The sequence below is a fragment of the Micromonospora sp. NPDC005979 genome, from assembly GCF_040614415.1.
Classification (GTDB): domain Bacteria; phylum Actinomycetota; class Actinomycetes; order Mycobacteriales; family Micromonosporaceae; genus Micromonospora.
This window is the reverse complement of the sequence record NZ_JBEXUR010000008.1, coordinates 193,537-212,321: the sequence shown is the minus strand read 5'-3', so window position 1 is coordinate 212,321 and position 18,785 is coordinate 193,537. Positions and strand designations below refer to the sequence as shown.

At 72.0% G+C, this 18,785-nt stretch carries 14 protein-coding genes and 1 pseudogene; 9 read left to right on the top strand and 6 right to left on the bottom strand.

The window, feature by feature from the left end:
- Positions 1-2: 2 nt before the first annotated feature.
- The gene (locus ABZ272_RS15925; RefSeq protein ID WP_355050685.1) at positions 3-1,121 is read right to left on the bottom strand and encodes an LCP family protein; all 1,119 of its coding nucleotides are present in this window, start codon (positions 1,119-1,121) and stop codon (positions 3-5) included.
- Positions 1,122-1,267: 146 nt separating this feature from the next.
- Between ABZ272_RS15925 and ABZ272_RS15920 the strand changes: the two genes are divergently transcribed.
- Complete coding sequence (locus ABZ272_RS15920; RefSeq protein WP_355050684.1) at positions 1,268-2,965, top strand: GMC family oxidoreductase; 1,698 nt, start codon at positions 1,268-1,270, stop codon at positions 2,963-2,965.
- On the opposite strand, the gene ABZ272_RS15915 is transcribed toward ABZ272_RS15920, so the two are convergent.
- Positions 2,954-3,415, bottom strand: coding sequence for a GNAT family N-acetyltransferase (locus tag ABZ272_RS15915; protein ID WP_355050683.1), 462 nt, complete (start codon positions 3,413-3,415; stop codon positions 2,954-2,956). The genes ABZ272_RS15920 and ABZ272_RS15915 overlap by 12 nt on opposite strands.
- 172 nt (positions 3,416-3,587) lie before the next feature.
- Here ABZ272_RS15915 and guaA point away from each other — a divergent pair, with 172 nt between their 5' ends.
- Entirely contained in the window at positions 3,588-5,144 is a 1,557-nt protein-coding gene (gene guaA, locus ABZ272_RS15910; RefSeq protein WP_355050682.1) for a glutamine-hydrolyzing GMP synthase, read from the top strand.
- A 7-nt stretch (positions 5,145-5,151) separates the two neighbouring features.
- On the opposite strand, the gene ABZ272_RS15905 is transcribed toward guaA, so the two are convergent.
- Positions 5,152-5,490, bottom strand: a complete 339-nt coding sequence (locus ABZ272_RS15905) for a PspC domain-containing protein (protein ID WP_355050681.1) — start codon at positions 5,488-5,490, stop codon at positions 5,152-5,154.
- 144 nt (positions 5,491-5,634) lie between these two features.
- Here ABZ272_RS15905 and ABZ272_RS15900 point away from each other — a divergent pair, with 144 nt between their 5' ends.
- From ABZ272_RS15900 to ABZ272_RS15890, 3 genes are all read left to right on the top strand, one after another.
- Positions 5,635-6,585, top strand: a complete 951-nt coding sequence (locus ABZ272_RS15900; protein ID WP_355050680.1) for an NUDIX hydrolase — start codon at positions 5,635-5,637, stop codon at positions 6,583-6,585.
- A 155-nt stretch (positions 6,586-6,740) separates the two neighbouring features.
- Positions 6,741-7,628: an NUDIX domain-containing protein gene (locus ABZ272_RS15895; protein ID WP_355050679.1), complete on the top strand. Its 888-nt coding sequence runs from the start codon at positions 6,741-6,743 to the stop codon at positions 7,626-7,628.
- 347 nt (positions 7,629-7,975) lie between these two features.
- Positions 7,976-8,911, top strand: a complete 936-nt coding sequence (locus tag ABZ272_RS15890; protein WP_355050785.1) for a CDP-alcohol phosphatidyltransferase family protein — start codon at positions 7,976-7,978, stop codon at positions 8,909-8,911.
- Between the two features lie 51 nt (positions 8,912-8,962).
- Here the strand turns inward: ABZ272_RS15890 and ABZ272_RS15885 are convergent, their stop codons facing one another.
- The 3 genes and pseudogenes from ABZ272_RS15885 to ABZ272_RS15875 form a co-directional block, all read right to left on the bottom strand.
- A complete protein-coding gene (locus ABZ272_RS15885; RefSeq protein ID WP_355050678.1) occupies positions 8,963-10,216 on the bottom strand; it encodes a phosphatidylserine decarboxylase in 1,254 nt (417 codons plus the stop codon).
- A gap of 644 nt (positions 10,217-10,860) precedes the next feature.
- Positions 10,861-11,055, bottom strand: a pseudogene (locus ABZ272_RS15880) (hypothetical protein); the annotation flags it as partial.
- Positions 11,052-12,896, bottom strand: coding sequence for a PspC domain-containing protein (locus ABZ272_RS15875; RefSeq protein WP_355050677.1), 1,845 nt, complete (start codon positions 12,894-12,896; stop codon positions 11,052-11,054). The gene ABZ272_RS15875 and the pseudogene ABZ272_RS15880, both read right to left, overlap by 4 nt.
- 159 nt (positions 12,897-13,055) lie before the next feature.
- Here ABZ272_RS15875 and ABZ272_RS15870 point away from each other — a divergent pair, with 159 nt between their 5' ends.
- From ABZ272_RS15870 to ABZ272_RS15855, 4 genes are all read left to right on the top strand, one after another.
- Positions 13,056-14,321, top strand: coding sequence for a PspC domain-containing protein (locus ABZ272_RS15870; RefSeq protein WP_355050676.1), 1,266 nt, complete (start codon positions 13,056-13,058; stop codon positions 14,319-14,321).
- 2 nt (positions 14,322-14,323) lie between these two features.
- The gene (locus ABZ272_RS15865) at positions 14,324-15,004 is read left to right on the top strand and encodes a response regulator transcription factor (RefSeq protein ID WP_355050784.1); all 681 of its coding nucleotides are present in this window, start codon (positions 14,324-14,326) and stop codon (positions 15,002-15,004) included.
- Positions 15,005-15,196: 192 nt separating this feature from the next.
- A complete protein-coding gene (locus ABZ272_RS15860; protein WP_355050675.1) occupies positions 15,197-16,360 on the top strand; it encodes a Cys-Gln thioester bond-forming surface protein in 1,164 nt (387 codons plus the stop codon).
- 650 nt (positions 16,361-17,010) lie between these two features.
- Entirely contained in the window at positions 17,011-18,651 is a 1,641-nt protein-coding gene (locus ABZ272_RS15855) for an ABC transporter substrate-binding protein (RefSeq protein ID WP_355050674.1), read from the top strand.
- Positions 18,652-18,785 lie beyond the last annotated feature (134 nt).

The window sequence follows — 18,785 nt, the reverse complement described above, 5'->3', positions numbered from 1 at the left end:
GGTCAGTTCTTGACCACCAGTTTGGGGTGGGCCTTCAGGTACGCGTCGGCGCGACCGGCCCGGAGTTCGGTGATGAACGTCCGCCCCTCACCGGTGAGCTGTTCGCCCCGGTAGGCGCTGCCCTTGCCGATGCCGGAGCCGGGAAGCCCGACCAGGGTGAACTGGTTCTCCGGCACCCCGCTGAGGGCGTACGCCAGGTCGACGATCCGGTCGCCGCCCACGTACACCAGGGTGTCGCCCAGGGCGGCGACCACCTGGTCGACCCGCTCGGGCTGCCGGGCCAGGCCCTCGTCGAGGATCTTGCGGGTCAGGGCTTTGACGAGTTGCTGCTGGTGACGTTGGCGGGCGTAGTCGCCGCCGGTGATGTAGCGCTGCCGGGCGTAGTCCAGTGCCTGCCAGCCGTTGAGGTGCTGTTCGCCCTTCTCGTAGACCTTCTGCGGGCCGGTGTAGCCGCCGGGGGCGCTGTCCCGGTACTTGCCGTCCGGCTTGCGGTGCAGGGACGCGACCCGCTGGTCGACATAGATGTCCACCCCGCCGAGGGCGTTCACCAGCTTGTCGAACCCGCCGAAGGTGAGCACGGCGCCCGCGTCGATCCGCAGCCCGGTGTAGCCGCTCACCGTGCTGCGCAGCAGTTCGTACCCCTGGGCCGTGCTCGGCTGCTTGGGCTTGCCCGGCACCCGGCTGCCGAAGCTCATCGAGTGGGTGAGCTTGGTCTTGCCGCCCTTGTAGCCGGCCTTGGGGAACGCCGGGATGTCCACCAGCAGGTCGCGGGGGAGCGAGAAGAGGTACGCCCGGTTGAGGCCCTTCGGCACGTGCAGCACCAGGACGGCGTCGGAGTGCGGCTCCCAGCCCGGCACGCTGACCCGGGTGTCCACGCCGACCAGCAGCAGCGTCAACGGGCCGCTGATGTTCGCGCCCGGCGGCGGGCCGGTCGGGCTCGGGGTGGGTGGGGCGGCCGGCGACGGGCTCGGCGAGCCGGCCAGCGGGGTGCCGGCGGGCTTGTCGTCGCCGCTCAGCCGCGTGATCACCGTCGCTCCGCCGACGACCAACGCGACGACGGCGAGCGCCGCCAGCCCGAGCAGCAGCCAGCGTCGGCGCGGCTCCATCGACCCCAGGATCATCGTGTGCTTCCTTCCACCCGTATCCGGAACAACGCTCCGACGGGTGCTCCGGGTTGCGGCCGGGAGGCGACGGGTCGGTCGGCCGGTGCATGATCGCGCGAAAACGGGCGCTGGCGCGAGCGCTACTCGCAAGTAATGATGCGTGCATGCGGTACGACGTGGTCGTCATCGGGTCCGGCTTCGGCGGCGGCGTCACCGCCCTGCGGCTGGCCGAGAAGGGCTATTCGGTCGGTGTCGTCGAGGCCGGCCGCCGCTTCGCCGACGACGAGTTCCCGCAGACGTCGTGGCGCCTGCGCCGATTCCTCTGGGCACCGAAGCTGGGCTGCTACGGCATCCAGCGGCTCACCCTGCTCCGCTCGGCCACCGGCCGGTCCGGCGGCGGCGTGCTGGTGCTCTCCGGAGCGGGGGTGGGTGGCGGGTCGCTGGTCTACGCGAACACCCTCTACGAGCCGCTCGACGCCTTCTACCGCGATCCACAGTGGCGCGACGTCACGGACTGGCGTGCCGAGCTGGCCCGCCACTACGACCAGGCGAAGCGGATGCTCGGCGTCACCACGTACCCCGTGCACACGGGCGCGGACCGTGCCATGCGGGCGGTGGCCGACCGGATGGGGGTGGGCCACACCTTCCACGCCACCCCGGTCGGCGTGCACATCGGCCGTCCGGGTGAACGCGTCGCCGACCCCTACTTCGGCGGCGTCGGCCCGGAGCGCACCGGTTGCCTGCACTGCGGCTCGTGCATGACCGGCTGCCGGCACGGCGCCAAGAACACGCTGGCCAAGAACTACCTCTGGCTCGCCGAGCGGCTGGGCGCCACCGTGCACCCGCTGACCACGGTCACGGCCGTCCGGCCGGCCGCGGGCGGCGGGTACGAGGTGCACACCGAGCGCACCGGGGCGTGGTTGCGCCGACGGCGGCAGGTCATCCACGCCGACCAGGTGGTCTTCGCGGCCGGGGCGCTCGGCACGCAGCGGCTGCTGCACGAGATGAAGGCCACCGGGGCGTTGCCGCGCCTGTCGGACCGGCTGGGCGCGTTGACCCGCACCAACTCCGAGGCGATCCTCGGCGCGTCGATCCCCCGGCGACGGGCCCGGCAGGAGCGGACCGACTTCACCGAGGGGGTGGCGATCACCAGTTCGTTCCACCCCGATCCGCAGACCCACATCGAGCCGGTCCGCTACGGCCGCGGCTCGAACGCCATGGGCCTGCTCCAGTCGCTGCTGGTCGACGGCGGGCCGCACCGGGTCCGGCGCTGGCTGGGCAGCATCGTCCGGCAGCCGCGCCTGGCCGCGCGGATGCTGACCGTGCGCGGCTGGTCGGAGCGGACGGTGATCGCCCTGGTGATGCAGTCGGTGGACAACTCGTTGACCACCCGTTGGCGGCGCGGCCCGTTGGGTCGCCGCCTGGTCGCGGGGCCGGGGCACGGCAAAGCGAGCCCGACGTGGATCCCGGCCGGCAACACCGCCACCCGACTGCTCGCCGAGGAGATCGGCGGTACGCCCGGCGGCTCGCTCACCGAGCCGTTCGACATTCCGGTCACCGCGCACATCCTGGGCGGGGCGGTGATCGGCGCCACCCCGGCCGACGGGGTGGTCGACCCCTGGCACCGGGTGTACGGCCATCCGGGGCTGCACGTGGTCGACGGCGCGGCCGTCTCCGCCAACCTCGGGGTCAACCCGTCGCTGACGATCACCGCGCAGGCGGAACGGGCGATGTCCTTCTGGCCGAACAGGGGCGACGAGGACCCCCGGCCCCCGCTCGGAGATCCGTACCGACGGCTGCCACCCGTACCCCCGCACACGCCGGCGGTGCCCGCGGACGCCCCGGCCGCCCTACGACCCTGACAGGGGTCGGCGGAGGATGTGGTTGACGCCGAACACCGTGTCGCTGACGCGGACGTCGGTGTAGCCGATCCGCTGGTAGAAGCCGTGCCCGGTGAGGCTGGCGCCGGTCTCCATGAACGTGTGCCCCTCGGCCCGGGCCAGCTCCTCAATGTGCCGCATCAACCGACGGCCGATGCCGCGGCTGTGCGCGTCCGGGTCGACGAACATGGTGTAGACCTTGTTGCCGTCGCGGGACACCGTGCCGACCGGCCGTCCGTCCTGCTCGGCGACGTAGATCCGCCGCTCGGCGCTGAGTTCGCGGAACCGGTCGGCGGTGAAGTGGTCGCACATCCGGTCGATCAGCTCGGCCGGGTAGTCGCGACTGTTCACCTCCCGCAGGCAGCGGACGACCAGGGCCGCCAGCGCGTCGCCGTCCTCGGGGCGGAACGCTCGGATGGTCAGCTCGGTCATCGGCACGCCTCCGTCCGATCCGAATGGGGATCGTCGCGGACCGTATCGGGACGCGGAACACCGTCGCCACCCCACCGGACATCACGGGGCATACCGCCAACGGTGCGGCCGCCGCGCCGAGTGCGTGGGGCGCGGGTCGGGCCGGGGGTGACTGTCGGTAGGCTTTGTGCACATGAGCCTGCCTCGCCCCGTCCTCGTGGTGGACTTCGGAGCCCAGTACGCCCAGCTCATCGCGCGCCGGGTCCGCGAGGCGAAGGTCTACTCCGAGATCGTGCCGCACTCCATGCCGGTCGCCGAGATGCTGGCGAAGAACCCGGCCGCGATCATCCTCTCCGGCGGCCCAGCCAGCGTGTACGCGCCGGACGCCCCGCAGGTCGACGCCGGCCTGTTCACGGCCGACGTGCCGGTCTTCGGCATCTGCTACGGCTTCCAGGCGATGGCCCAGGCGCTCGGCGGCACCGTCGCGCACACGGGTAACCGGGAGTACGGCGGCACCCCGCTGCGTCCGCGCCTCACCGAGCCGGGCGTGCTGCTGCGTGACCTGCCGGCTGACCTGCCGGTCTGGATGAGCCACGGCGACTGCGTCACCGAGGCTCCCGAGGGCTTCACGGTGACGGCCGAGTCGGCGGGCGCCCCGGTCGCGGCCTTCGAGGACACCGTCGGCCGTCGGGCGGGCGTGCAGTTCCACCCGGAGGTCGGGCACACGGCGCACGGCCAGGAGATGCTGACCCGCTTCCTGTACGACATCGCCGGCATCGAGCCGACCTGGACGCCCGAGAACATCATCGACGAGCAGGTCGCCCGCATCCGGGCGCAGGTCGGCGACAAGGAGGTCATCTGCGGCCTCTCCGGCGGGGTGGACTCGGCGGTCGCCGCCGCGCTGGTGCACCGGGCGGTCGGCGACCAGCTCACGTGCGTCTTCGTCGACCACGGTCTGCTGCGCGCCGGTGAGGCCGAGCAGGTCGAGAAGGACTACGTCGCCGCCACCGGCATCAAGCTCAAGGTGGTCGACGCGGCGGACCGGTTCCTCGGCGCGCTGGCCGGGGTGACCGACCCCGAGCAGAAGCGCAAGATCATCGGCCGGGAGTTCATCCGGGTCTTCGAGGCCGCCGCCCGGGAGATCGCCTCGCACGGTGACGTGGAGTTCCTCGTGCAGGGCACCCTCTACCCGGACGTGGTCGAGTCCGGCGGCGGCACCGGCACCGCCAACATCAAGAGTCACCACAACGTCGGCGGCCTGCCGGAGGACCTGAAGTTCGCGCTCGTCGAGCCGCTGCGCACGCTCTTCAAGGACGAGGTCCGGGCGCTCGGCCTCCAGCTCGGCCTGCCCGAGGCGATGGTCTGGCGGCACCCGTTCCCCGGCCCCGGTCTGGCGATCCGGATCATCGGCGCCGTCGACCGGGAGCGCCTCGACCTGCTGCGTCAGGCCGACCTGATCGCCCGTGAGGAGCTGACGGCCGCCGGCCTGGACCGGGGCGTCTGGCAGTTCCCCGTGGTGCTGCTCGCCGACGTGCGCAGTGTCGGGGTGCAGGGTGACGGGCGCAGCTACGGGCATCCCGTGGTGCTGCGCCCGGTCTCCAGCGAGGACGCGATGACCGCCGACTGGTCCCGGCTGCCCTACGAGGTCGTCGCCCGGATCTCCACCCGGATCACCAACGAGGTCGCCGATGTGAACCGCGTGGTGCTCGACGTGACCAGCAAGCCGCCGGGCACCATCGAGTGGGAGTGAGCGGGCCTCACGCGGCCGGCGGGGTCGTCGGCGGGTAGGGCGGCGTCGGGGCGTACCCCGGCTGCGGACCGCCGGGCGCGGACCCGGCGGTCGGCGCGACGCCCGCCGGGTGCGGCCAGGCGGGCGCGCCGGTGGGCTCCTCGGGCATCAGGAACCACATGATCGGGTACGCGAGCAGCGCGACCCCGCCGGTGAGCAGGCCGGTGACCGCGAAGGCCACGCGGACCAGGGTGGGGTCGACGTCGAAGTAGCGGCCGAGGCCACTGGCGACCCCCGCGACCATGCGGTCGGTGGTGGGTCGCCGGAGCTGCTTGTACGGGGCCTGGGGAGCGGCGGTAGGTGTCATGCCTCCACGGTCCGCGCCGACGCGCGGCCTGCCCTCGGTGACCGCCCGGATCCCTACCCTGATCGATCCCTGAGCGGGAAGCCAGGAGTCAGGAATCCGACTCTTTTCCGTTCCGGTAACGCGGCCCGGGGAGAATTTGGACCCGTGACCACCATGCTGGAGCCGCTTCGCAGGATCGCGGCATACGCAGTTTGTGCTGATTCAGACGGCCGAGTGTTGCTGGTCCGCGCATCGGAGCGCTCCGGCACCCCCGGCACCTGGTCGCTGCCCGGAGGGGCGGTCGACCACGGCGAGGACCCCCATCACACCGTCGTCCGCGAGACCGCCGCCGAGACCGGCCTCTCGGTCGCCGTCTCGGGCCTGGCCGACGTGCTCGCCGACATGCGGGCGCTGCCCGAGCGCGGCATCACGATCCACACCGATCGCCTGATCTACCGGGTGGCGGTGCGTGGCGGCACGCTGGCCGACCGGGCCGGCGAGCGCCCCACCGACCTGGCCCGGTGGTACACGCTGGACGAGGCGCGTCAGTTGCCGCTGCGCTCCTTCACCGCCCGGACTCTCGGCCTCCCCGCCTCCTCGGCCGACGTGGTGCCCGACGAGGCCCCCGAGTTCCCCTCCTTCTACGCGGTCCCCGGCCCGGACGGGCTGCACCGCGCGCAGCGCTTCGCCGCGTACGCGGTGTGCACCGACCCGGCCGGGCGGGTGCTGCTCACCCGCATCTCCGACGGCTACCCGGGTGCCGGTTGCTGGCACCTGCCCGGCGGCGGCACCGACTACGGCGAGCAGCCCGGCGCGGCGCTCATCCGGGAACTGGTCGAGGAGACCGGCCAGGCCGGCCGCCTCGTCGAGCTGCTCGGAGTGGCGAGCCACCGCGACGCCGCCTCGCTCGGTCCGGAGGGTTACCCCATCGACTGGCACGGCGTACGCGCCTTCTACCGCGTGGTGGTCGACCAGCCCAACCCGCTGATCATCGGCGACGTCGGCGGCTCCACCTGCGAGGCCCGTTGGTTCGCCCGCGAGGAGCTGGGCGCCCTCGGAACCGACCGCCTCACCGAGGTGACAGCCGAAGCAGTCCAAGCAGCCCAACTAACCTGACCCCCGCCCCCTTCCCTCGGCCCCACCCACCCGCCTCCCGGTGATCATGAAGTTATTGTCAGGACACGCCGAGATGGACGGCGATAACTTCATGATCACCGGGTGCTGTGGAGGACGGGGGCTGGGGAGTGGGCAGGGGCGTGGGCTTGGGGCGGGTGGAACTGGTGCGGCGGGTTGGTTCCTATGGTCTGTTGGGGGATCTGGGGCGGTTCCTGGTCGTTCGGGATCGTGGGGCGCGGGCCTGGTCGCTGCCGGGAGGGCTCGTCGTGCACGCTGAGCACCCGGAGCGGGCCGTGGTGCGCGCGTTCACCGAGCAGACCGGTTCGACCGCGTCGGTGGGTCGGTTGCGGTCCGTCGTCGCGGACGTGAACGCCGGCGCGGGTGGCGGTACGTCGGTGCACACCGACCGCTTGCTGTTCGACATCGCCTTACTGGATGGTGTGCCGGAGGTCACCGTCGGTGACGTGGAGACCCGTTGGGTCGACCTCCAGGCCGTGGCCGAGCTGCCGTTGACGCCGTTCAGCGCCGAACTGCTCGGCCTGCCCGCCGTTCCGCTTCCGGTCGACGCGTACCCGTCCACCGAACCGCCCGCGACGCCGCATCCGGATCGCCGGCTGCGCTTCGGGGCGTACGGGCTGGTCACCGACCCGGCCGGGCGGATCCTGCTGACCCAGATCGCCGACGGCTACCCCGGGGCCGGCAAGTGGCACCTGCCCGGCGGCGGCACCGATCACGGCGAGCAGCCGACCACCGGGCTGCTCCGGGAACTGGTGGAGGAGGGCGGTCAGGTGGGCCGCGTGGTGGAGCTGCTCGGCGTGGACAACCTGCACAACCCGGCCGCGCTCGGCCCGGAGGGCCGTCCGTTGGACTGGCACGGCGTGCGGGTGGTCTATCGGGTGCTGGTGGACGCGCCCACCGACGCCGTGGTGACCGAGTCCGCCGGCGGCTCGACCGCGCGGGCGGGCTGGTTCACCGTCGCGGAGGCCGCTGAGCTGCCGCTGACGGGTATCGCTGCCTCGGCAATCGGACACCTGGCCGCATAGCACTCGGCTCAGCGAGCCGAGTTGGCTACCCTCCGGTAGAGTCAGAGGCGGGAATGGTGGAGGAAACGGGCGATGAAGCCCGGGATGGGGAATAACAAGCGGATCGCGCGGTTTGTACCAGATAAGTACCGCCGGCAGCTATCGCCAAGCCCCGTTCCCCTGTGCGATGGTGTACTCCGCCAAAACGGCTGCCGGGCCACGTAAGGTCCGGCACGAGACAGCCGGACACCCGCCCCCCGAGGGCGGCAAGCCGATCCGGTGATGGAGGAAACGTGCCGAGAGCCCTTTGGCGCCGGCGTCGTACGACTGACAGTCCGCGCCCCGCAGGGCGTCGCTGGGCGGGCCAGTTGCGCCGCAGCAGCACGTTCGCCCGCCAGGTGTTGCTGGTCCGGGTGGGCCGCCGTGACGGTGACCTGCGGACCACCGACCTGACACTCCCCGAGCACCGGTACGCCGACCGCCAGCGCCGTCGCTACGGCCTGGACCGGCTCAGCCGGCCCGCCGGCGTCAGCCGCGCAGGCATCGAAGCGGTCATGCCGGTCAGCCCGGCGCTGCCGATGGCGCAGCACACCGACGAGGCCACCGCCGGGTCGATCCCCCTGCTCCCCGGCGAGCGCACGATGGCCCGCCGGATGAAGTTCGCCGTGGTCAACGCCTGCACCCTGTCCAGCCTGATGCTCGGCATGCTGGCGATCTTCCTGGCCATGCAGGGTGAGGTGCGCATCGCGGCCCTCTGCCTGATCGCCTGCGTCATCTTCGACGGCCTGGACGGTGCGTTGGCGCGTCGGCTCGGCGTCGCCAGCCCGTTCGGCGCTCAGATGGACTCGCTCGCCGACATGTGCTCGTTCGGCCTCGCCGCGCCCGTGGTGGTCTACGCCTCGCTCGCCGGCTCCGTGTCGACGGCCGCGGCTGCGGTCGCCTGTGCGCTGGTCGCGGCGTGCGCGGCGATCCGGCTGGCCCGCTTCAACGTCTCACCGAAGGACGGCCGCTTCTTCTGCGGTGTCCCCACCACGATGGCCGCCGCCGTGCTCGCCGTGACCGTGGCGATCGGTCTGCCGGTGCCCGGCCCCGTGCTCGTGGCCGGCGTGGCGCTGCTCGCCTTCGCGATGGTGTCCAGCTTCCCGTACGCCAAGCTCGCGCGCCTGGTGAAGCTGCCGCCGTGGCTCTTGTTCGCCCCGGTGCTCGGCGCGCTCGTCGACATCCGGCTCACGTTCGCCCTGATCGTGGTCGGCTACCTGGTCAGCGGGCCGGTGCTCTGGCTGCGCCAGCGTCGTACCGCCTGATCCGTCGTACGAGAACGGGGCGCCGCTAACAGCGGCGCCCCGTTCTTCGTCTCAGCGCCAGCGGGCGATGACCGTGGCGCCGCCGACCACCTTGTCGCCCGGTCCCACCAGCGGGTCCGCGGCGTCGGCCGGCAGGTAGACGTCGGTCCGCGAGCCGAACCGGATGAGCCCGAACCGCTCGCCCTTGGCCAGCAGCGCGCCGATCGGCGCGCGCTGCACGATGCGGCGGGCGATCAGACCGGTCCGCTGCGCGACCACCACCGTGCCCCGGCTGGTGTCCAGCACCGTGTACGCGGCGACGTTGTGCTCGGCGTCCGGCTTCATCGCGTTGACGAAACCACCGTCGGCGACGAAGTAGTCCGCCACCTTGCCAGCGACCGGGGCACGGTTGACGTGCACGTCCAGCACGGACAGGAAGACCGCGACGCGCAGCCACTCGCCGTCACCGAACCGCTCGTCGTACAGCCGCTGCACCGACAGGACCTTGCCGTCCGCGCTGGCGACCACGGCGTTCGGGTCCTCCGGCACGTCCCGCTGCGGATCCCGGAAGAACGCGGCGACCGGGCCGGCCGCCAGCGCTGGCAGCAGCCACAGCTTGGACGACGGACGCGCCACCCGGGCCAGCGCCGCCAGACCCAGCGTGATGCCCGCCGCTGCCACCCCGTTGGAGTCGATGTGCATGCCCCTGGTCAGCGGCACGCTGGACGGCCGGTACGCCGGGGCCAACCTGTCGGCCGCCGCCGGACTGGCCGGCGTGAACCGCAGTCGGTGGACCCGTACCGGCGGCGAGTTACGCAGCACCAGGTCGCTGCCGACGCCGTACAGGGCATCCTGGCGGCCCAGCTCGCCGGCCGCGCCGGTGGTCCGGCCCGGCGTCGCGGTGGTGGCGACGCTCAGTACCGCGCCGTCGATGAGGTACTTCGACAACCCCTGGATGTCGGCACGGGCCTCCTCGGCGGTGCCGACGAAGGCCTCACCGGCGACGACCACCGCCGCGGGCTCGGCGTCGGCGAGCGCGTCGACCACGTGTACCCGGTCGGCGACCCACCGGCCCTGGCCGGTGACGTGCTCACGGAGCGCGGCGGCGGTGGACGACTCGGCGGGCACCACGGTGAGCCGGTCGCCGGGGAGCAACGCCTCGATCGCCGCGGCCAGCACGGCGGACTCCGGGGTCGCGCCGATCAGCAGGGCGACCTTCGGGTCGTTCATCCGGGCCAGCTCGGAGACGAGCGTACGGGCGGCTCGCTCGCCGATGCGGACCGGACCGGACCGGCCGGTGGTACGCACGGCGGGGGACTGCGTCATGACGGGCGGGCTCCTGACGGGGTAGAGACGGGAATCGCGGCGGGGGCGCCATGGCGGGACGGGCCGGCCGGCGGAGGCGAGATCTCCACCGGCCAGCATATGCGCCTGTCCGCCCCGGCCGCACCGGCGAGCCCTCCGGCCCGGGGCGACAGCCGGGGTCAGGAATCCTCTCGCCGCCCCGCCCGCTCGTCAGCGCCCGCCGGATCGTCGCCGGTGGCGTGGTCGTCGCTGGCCGCCTTCTCGGCCGAAGTCTCGGCCGCCCGGTTCTCGCCGGCCGGGGTGACCGGGTGGTCGACCCGGGTCGACTCGGCGGCCCGCGCCGTGACGGGCGAGGTCTCCGGATCGGCCGGGGCATGCGCCAGCCAGGCGGGATGGACCATGCCGGCCGTCGACGCGTCCGCCGTGCCCAGCTCGGCCGTGGGTGGCTCCGGTGTGCGTAGTTCGGCCGTGGGCGGCTCCGGCGTGCGTAGCTCCGCCGTGGGCGCAGGGTCGGGCGTGGACTCGAACATGGTCGGCGTGGGCGGCTCGTACACCGGCGGCGCGAACGAGGCGGTCCGCGGCGTGCCCTGCTCGGCTGCGACGGGCTCGGGCGCGACCGTGGCAGCGGAGGCCGTCGCACCCGGCCCGGTGGTCTCGATCGGCTCCGGGCGGCCGGACTGGCCGGAGCGCAGCGCGCCGACCAGACCGAAGACTCCGATCAGGATCAGCGCGCCGGCCAGGAACCAGCCGACCGGCGGCAGCGCGAGCCCGAGCAGCTGAGCGAGCAGCCACCAGGCCGACAGCGCCAGGAACACCAGCCCGAAGGCGAACGAGAGCAGGTCCGTACGGTGAGCCTTCACCGGGTCACCTCCAGGTTGCCGGCATTGACGTGGATGTACAGCCGCAGCTTCCCGCCGCCGGGGCCGTCCGCGCCCAGGTCGGTGGACTCCCGCAGCCGGCCGTCGATCCCGCCGGATCGGTTGCCGAAGACGGTGGCGTCGCCGGCGTTGACGTCGGCCACCGTGGTGACGTCCACGTTGGGCGGTACGACCACGGTCGCCTGACCAAAGTTGATCGCCACGGTCACCTGGGTGTCCTGCTTCGTGAAGTCGATGCCGCGCAGGTCGAGGACGGCGTCACCGAAACTGTTCTCGTACCGGTCGGCGAGGTCGCGGTAGTCGGTGGGCGCCCAGGTGACCGCGCCGTCCACGCCCCGGATCCGGTCGTAGGACTCGGCGACGGTCGCCGTGCCCAACGCGGCGGCCGTCACCAGCCCCAGCGCGATCAACCAGCGTGCCCGGCCGAACCAGGTGCCGACCAGCAGTCCCAGCCCGATGGTGGCCAACGCGGCCGCGAAGTACGCGGAGGCGCCGACGTCGAAGACGTCCAACAGGTCGAGCAGGGCGACCACGCCGAGCGCCAGGAAGATCAGCGAGAAGGTCACCGGACCGAGTGGCGAACGCTCCCGGGGCCGCTTGGGTGGCTTCGGTGGCTTGGGCGGGGGGTAGGCGGCCGGAGCCGGCGCGGCGTACGGGCCGTGTGGAGCGAACGGAGGGCGGTATCCGCCCGGCGTCGTCGCCCCGGGATGGGTGGACGGGCCGGCGGCGGGTACGGCGGCCACCGGCGCGGACGGCCAGCCGCTGGTGGGCCTGTCGCTGCCCGGCCAACCGGGATCGGGGGCCGGCCAGCCGGTGCCCTGCGACGCGGCCGTCGCGGTGGCCGGCTGCGCGGAGACCGGACCTGCCCCGGCCATCGCCGCCGGGGAGGCGGGCTGCGCGCCGACGGTCGGCTGCGCCGTCACGGGCGGCTGACCGCCCTGGACAGGCGGGTACGCGCTCTGCGGCGCGGCGGCGTACGACAGGGTGTCGCCCGCCAGCGGCGCGGTCGCCAGTGGACCGCCGGGCGGCACCGTGCCGTGCGCGGGAGCGGGCCAGGCGACCGGCGGGACCGGCCCGGGTGGCGTGCCCCCCGGGGAGGGCGGCACCGGTCCACCCGAGGGCTGCGGCCCACGGTTGTCCCGGTTGAGGAGCAGCGCGCCGCCGATCAGGATGGCCGCGCCGAGCAGGACCGCGCGGAAGGCGTCGGTGACGATGTAGCCGAAGCTCGCGGCCACCAGGATGCCCAGGATGATCACGGTTACCGGGGACATGCTGGAACGGCCCCGCCCCAGCATGGACTCCACCGGAGAGGCCGTGTCGCCCTCGTTGGGAATGATCAGCCAGGCGGCGACGTACACCAGGATGCCGATGCCGCCGAAGAACCCGAGCACCGCGAGGAGTACCCGCCACAGCACCGGGTCGGTGTTGGTGGCCCGTCCGATCGCCGCGCAGACCCCGGCGAGGTAACGACCGTCGCGGGGCCGCACCAGCCCGTACCGCGAGGTGAAGCCGGCGCCGCCCAGCGGCCCCCCGGTCGGACCGGCCGTGCCGGGCCCGCCAGGTGCACCCGCGCCACCGCCGGGCCCGTAGCCCGTGCCGGTCGTACCCTCGCCGGGGCCGTAGCCGGTGCCGGCCGCGAAGCCGGCGCCCGGCGCGTAGCCGGTGCCCGGCGGCTCGTACCGGCCGTCGGCCGGCGGTGCGGCAGGTGGGCCGAACGTGGTCGGCTCGGCCCAGCCGGCAGGTGTCGTGGGCGGTGCGGGCGGTACTGAACCGCCCGGCTGTGCCGACCCGGGGCGGGGCGGCGGGGCAGCTTCCTCGGTCATGCCTCGATCCTGCTGCCCACCTCGCCCGAACGACCTCAGGACCCGACCCTGACGCCACCCTGAGATCTCCGAGGCCGGAATGTCGGGGGCGTCCCCGTGGTCGTGGGACGCCGCAGCGTGTGACGATCGGACTCACCGACCCACACCCAACCCACCACCGTGACCAGGGAGCCTGCGATCAGCACCGTGACCCCGCCTCCGCGCCTGTACCGGGCCCCCGAGCATCGGATGGCCGCTGGCGTCGCCGCCGGTATCGCCGACCACCTCGGCATCTCGGTGCTGCGCGTGCGTGTCGCGTTCATGGTGCTGCTTGGGCTCAGTGGGCTCGGCCTGCTGCTGTACGCGGCGTTCTGGGCGGTGGTGCCGCTGCGGCCCGGTGACACCGCCGTGCCGCCCCGGCGGGATGTGGCCCAGCTCCTGCCGTTCGTCGCGATCGGGCTCGGCGTCCTGTTGATCCAGGTGATGGTCTTCGACTCGGTCGGCGCGGCGGGTACCGCCGGCTGGCTGGTGGCCATCATCGCGGTCGGCGCGGGCGTGATCTGGCACCAGTCGGCGCCCGAGCGGCGGCGGCGATGGGGCGAGACGATGCCGGTCCCGTGGCTCGGGGCGGTCGTCGAGGAGAGCGACCGGCGGGCCTTCGTGCTCCGGTTCATCGGCGGCGGGGTGCTGGTCGCGGTCGGCATCATCGGTGTCGCGGCGGTCTACTCGCCGGCACAGAACTTCGACGCGGTGATCAACGGGGTGATCTTCGCGCTGGTCGGGTTGGCCGGGGTCGGCGTGGTCGCCGCGCCGGTGCTCTGGCGGACGTACAACCAGCTCCGCGCGGAGCGTGAGGGTCGCATCCGGGAGCAGGAGCGGGCGGAGCTGGCCGCGATGGTGCACGACCAGGTGCTGCACACCCTGGCGCTGATCCAGCGCAACGCGGGCGACGTCAAGACGGTGCAGCGGTTGGCGCGGGGGCAGGAGCGCTCGCTGCGCAACTGGCTCTACAAGCCCACGGCCTCGCCGAACGAACGCTTCGCGGCCGCCCTGGAGCAGGCTGCCGCCGAGGTCGAGGACACGTTCGCGATCACCGTGGAGGCGGTGGTGGTGGGTGACCGCGAGACCGACGAGAAGGTCGGCGCGCTGGTCGCCGCCGCCCGGGAGGCGCTGGTGAACGCGGCACGGCACGCGGGCGTGCAGACCGTGTCGCTCTACGCCGAGGTGGAACCGGAACAGGTAAGTGTCTTCGTCCGGGACCGGGGCAAGGGCTTCGATCCGGATACGGTGGAGGACCACCGGCACGGCGTACGCGGTTCGATCATCGGACGGATGAAGCGGCACGGCGGACGGGCCGAGATCCGGTCCGGCCCGGGGGAGGGGACCGAGGTCCGGTTGATCCTGCCGATCTCCCGGGACTCGTCCGCAGCGGAGAGGAACAGATGACCATGGCCGAGCAGCCGACGGAGCAACCGGTGCAGAGCCGCCCGGAGCGACTGCGGGTCTTCCTGGTGGACGACCACGCGATGTTCCGCGCCGGGGTACGCGCCGAGCTGGGCGCGCACGTCGAGGTGGTGGGCGAGGCGAGCACGGTGGCCGAGGCGGTCGCCCGGATCGCCGTCACGGTGCCCGACGTGGTGCTGCTCGACGTGCACATGCCGGACGGCGGTGGCCGCGCGGTGCTGGAGGCGATGCGGCGCAGCCACCCACAGGTCAAGTTCCTGGCCCTGAGCGTCTCCGACGCGGCCGAGGACGTGATCGGGCTGATCCGGGCCGGCGCCCGCGGGTACGTCACCAAGACCATCTCTCCGGACGAGTTGGCCGCCGCGATCCGCCGGGTGGCCGACGGTGACGCCGTGTTCAGCCCTCGGCTGGCCGGGTTCGTGCTGGACGCGTTCGCGGCGCGGCCGGACGCGCCGGTCGCCGACCCGGAGTTGGACCAGCTCACCAACCGTGAGCGGGAGGTGCTGCGCCTGCTCGCTCGGGGGTACGCGTACAAGGAGATCGCCAAGGAGTTGTTCATCTCCATCAAGACGGTGGAGACGCACGTGTCGAACGTGCTGCGCAAGCTCCAGATGTCCAACCGGTACGAGCTGTCCCGCTGGGCTGCGGACCGTCGGCTCGTGTGATTAATTCCTCCGCCCCGGCAATTCGGGCACATGCCACGGATGCCGCCGGGCGGGGCTGACAAAAGATCAATCGTGGTTCCATACTGCCCCGGTCCCGTATTCCGCGCGTGGGTATCGCATCCCGTGGAAACGGCGGCTCACGCGCGTGCCCGCGAATCGCGGGTCACCCCTGGGGGAGAGGTACCACTTCTGATGTTCGGACAACGAGGACGACGCTGGGCGCGGGTAGCCCTGGCGGCTGTCGCCGGCAGCGCCCTGGCGTTCGGCGTGGCAGGCGCCGCAGCAGCCGCTCCGGCCACCGGTGTGGCCAAGGCGGTCGACGGCAGCGAGGTCACCCTCAAGCTCGACGGCAAGACGCGCACCACGTCCGCGCTCGCCCTGAAGATCGACGGCAAGCTGGTGCCGGCGTTCTGCATCGACTACCACACCAACGTGAAGCTCGACGGTAAGTACGAGGAGGGCACCTGGGACGAGTCCCAGGTGAAGAACCTCGGCAAGGTGCAGTGGGTGCTCACCCACGGTTACCCGAACGCCGACTCCACCAAGCTCCTCGCCGCCGCCGGCGTGGACACCAAGATCGGCAAGAAGCAGCTCGACAACCTGCTCTACTTCGGCACCCAGACCGCCGTCTGGCACTTCAGCGACGGAATCGAGCTGGGCGCCTGGGAGAAGGACCTGGAGCCGCGCAACCAGTACGAGGTGATCACGAAGGTCCGTGACTACCTCATCAAGAACGCCACCGACCAGCCGGAGCCGCGTGCCGAGCTGTCCGTCGACCCGGCCAGCGCCACCGCGACGGTCGGCGGCAAGGCCGGTCCGTTCACGGTGAAGGGCCCGGCGGGCACCATCACCGTCGCGGCCACCGGGGGCACCGCCGTCGACGCCGAGGGCAAGCCGGTCACCACGACCACCAACGGCGGGCAGTTCTGGCTGGCCGCCGAGGCCGCCGGCACGGTCAACGTGACCCTGACCGCGCAGGACTCGGTCTCCTTCGGCCGGGTGTTCCTGTTCACCGGTGCCAAGAAGGCGCAGAAGCTGATCCTCGGCGGCAGCACCGGCGCCACCGTCACCGCCCGGGCGGCGGCGACCTTCACGGCCGTACCCACGACGCCGCCGGCCACCCCGTCGGCGACCCCGAGCGCGTCGCCGTCGCCGACCACCCCGTCGGCCACGCCGTCGGACTCGGCGCAGCCGGTTAGCCCGGCCCCGTCCACCTCGCCGGCGAGCAACGGTGGCGGCCTGCCGCTGACCGGTTCGCCGATCGCGGCGGCGGCAACCGCGGGTCTGCTGCTGCTCGCCGCGGGCGCGGTGGCCGTCCTGGTGGTGCGTCGCCGTAAGGTCCGCTTCACCGCCTGATCCATCTCGCCCCACCATCGGCCCCGGAACCGCGCGAGCGGTGCCGGGGCCGATGTCGTCTCGGCGGTAGGCGGTGGTCAGAAGTCCGTCCGCGGCGCACTCGTCCACCCAGTCGGCGCTGGTGCCCGTGTAGCGGACGAGGACATCATCCGGACGGGTAAAGAACACTGAGTGCGCGAGCGGTCACCGGTCGACGGCCCCGGGTGCGGGAGTGACTCGCAAAGGCCGGATCTGAGCGCCGCACGGCTCTCCCCGCAGGTCGGGGCGTTGGAGCCAGGGAGCTGCGCGGTGACCGTTTTATGATCATTTTTCAAGTATCGGCTACGTGGCGGGCAACTAACGGCTTGATAACGGCACCTTCACGGAAGAGGCCGGTGGGTGTCACAGTGGCAGCACCTCACCCTCGGTGTGTGGCACTCCGTACGGCCCACGACCATGATCTCCGCTGCTTTCCGGCGGGTTCGTGGTTGCGACGCCTGCGTAGGGTCGTGCCCCGTCGGGTGGGGAGCCCGGCGGATCGGAACATCAGGGGTGTCTCCAAACTTCCCTGTGGTCCCGGCGACCTCCGCCCCGAGGTAGCCGGGCGGTGTCACCCCCAAACGTGCGTGAAACCCACGACGGACCAGGTTAGAAAGAGGAGGCCCCTCGGAATGAGAGTCTCGAAGCGGGCGACGAGCGCGATCGCGCTCAGCGCGGCCGCCGCGCTTGTCGCGAGCGGTTGCTCGAGCGGTGACGGCGACGGCGACGCCGCCGCCAGCAAGGATGGCGCGATCGTCATCCACGGCGTCCAGCCGGAGAACCCGCTGGTTCCGTCGAACACCACGGAGACCGGCGGTGGCAAGGTCATCGACTGGCTGTTCACCGGCCTGGTCGAGTACCCGAACGACGGTGGGGCCCCGCGCAACGCGCTGGCCGAGTCCATCGACACCAAGGACTCCAAGGTCTTCACGATCAAGATCAAGAAGGGTACCAAGTTCCACGACGGTACCGAGGTCAAGGCGAAGAACTTCGTCGACGCCTGGAACTGGGCCGCGTACTCGCCGAACGGCGCGCAGAACGGCACCTTCTTCTCGGACATCGCGGGCTTCGACAAGACCTACACCGAGGACCCGGACGGCGCGGACGGCCCGCAGAAGGCCCCGACCCCGACGGCCAAGGAGCTCTCCGGCCTGAAGGTCATCGACGACCAGACCTTCGAGGTCACCCTCGCCGCCCCGACCGCGGTCTTCCCGACCAAGCTCGGCTACAGCGCCTTCATGCCGCTGCCGGACAAGTTCTTCACCATGAAGCCCGAGGAGTTCGGTAAGAACCCGATCGGCAACGGCCCGGTGAAGTTCGTCTCGTGGCAGGACAACGTCCTCATCAAGCTGACGCGCTTCGACGACTACAACCTGCGCGACAAGATGAAGATCAAGGACGTCGACGTCAAGCTGTACCAGGACGAGACGGCCGCTTACGCCGACCTGCTGGCCAACAACCTCGACTTCATGGAGGTTGTCCCCACCTCGGCGCTCGCCGGCGACAAGTGGAAGGCCGACCTCGGTGAGCGGGGCCTGAACACGGTCACCCCGTCGACCGCGTTCATCGCGTTCCCGATCTACGACAAGCGCTTCCAGAACCCGAAGCTGCGTCGCGCGGTGTCGCTGTCGATCAACCGGCAGGAGATCTCCGACAAGATCTTCTTCGGTACCCGCAAGCCGGCCGACAGCTGGGCGAACCCGCTGACCCCGGGCGCCAAGCCGGGCAACTGCACCGCCTGCAAGTTCGACCCGACCACGGCCAAGCAGCTGCTGACCGAGGCCGGCGGCTTCACCGGTGAGATGGTGTTCTACTACAACGCCGACTCCAGCCACAAGGACTGGATGGACGCCGTTGCGCAGCAGGTCAAGACCAACCTCGGCATCGAGGCTCGCGCCGAGGGCATCCCGACCTTCGCGGTCTTCCGGCAGAACATCAACGCCCACAAGATGAACGGCCCGTACCGTGCCGCCTGGCAGCAGGACTACCCGGACGTGGAGAACTGGGTCAACCCGCTCTTCATCAAGGGTGGCTCCTCGAACGACGGCCTGTACAGCAACCCGCAGGTCGACGCCCTGGCCAAGGAGGCCAGCGCCGCGCCGAGCCTGGAGGCCTCGCACGAGGCGTTCGCGAAGGCCGTCGAGGTTGTCGACCAGGACGTCCCGAGCATCCCGATCTACTTCTACGGTCAGCAGTCCGGCCACTCGGAGAAGATCAAGAAGCTCGAGCTGAACAACGTCGGTGAACTCGACATCACCTCGGTCGAGCTCTGATCCGTACGGTCTGACCCCGGGTCGGGCTCGCCACATCCGGTGAGCCCGACCCGGGGCCGTTCCGCGAGTGGGTGCTACAACATTCCACTCGCCACGTTGTCACCACCGTGTCGGCCGTCCGACGCGCCCCCTGT

Coding starts and splice junctions, on each gene's coding strand:
- ABZ272_RS15925 (WP_355050685.1), bottom strand. CDS start 1,121: ATGATCCTGGGGTCGATGGAGCCGCGCCGACGCTGGCTGCTGCTCGGG.
- ABZ272_RS15920 (WP_355050684.1), top strand. CDS start 1,268: ATGCGGTACGACGTGGTCGTCATCGGGTCCGGCTTCGGCGGCGGCGTC.
- ABZ272_RS15915 (WP_355050683.1), bottom strand. CDS start 3,415: ATGACCGAGCTGACCATCCGAGCGTTCCGCCCCGAGGACGGCGACGCG.
- guaA (WP_355050682.1), top strand. CDS start 3,588: ATGAGCCTGCCTCGCCCCGTCCTCGTGGTGGACTTCGGAGCCCAGTAC.
- ABZ272_RS15905 (WP_355050681.1), bottom strand. CDS start 5,490: ATGACACCTACCGCCGCTCCCCAGGCCCCGTACAAGCAGCTCCGGCGA.
- ABZ272_RS15885 (WP_355050678.1), bottom strand. CDS start 10,216: ATGACGCAGTCCCCCGCCGTGCGTACCACCGGCCGGTCCGGTCCGGTC.
- ABZ272_RS15875 (WP_355050677.1), bottom strand. CDS start 12,896: ATGACCGAGGAAGCTGCCCCGCCGCCCCGCCCCGGGTCGGCACAGCCG.
- ABZ272_RS15865 (WP_355050784.1), top strand. CDS start 14,324: ATGGCCGAGCAGCCGACGGAGCAACCGGTGCAGAGCCGCCCGGAGCGA.
- ABZ272_RS15860 (WP_355050675.1), top strand. CDS start 15,197: ATGTTCGGACAACGAGGACGACGCTGGGCGCGGGTAGCCCTGGCGGCT.
- ABZ272_RS15855 (WP_355050674.1), top strand. CDS start 17,011: ATGAGAGTCTCGAAGCGGGCGACGAGCGCGATCGCGCTCAGCGCGGCC.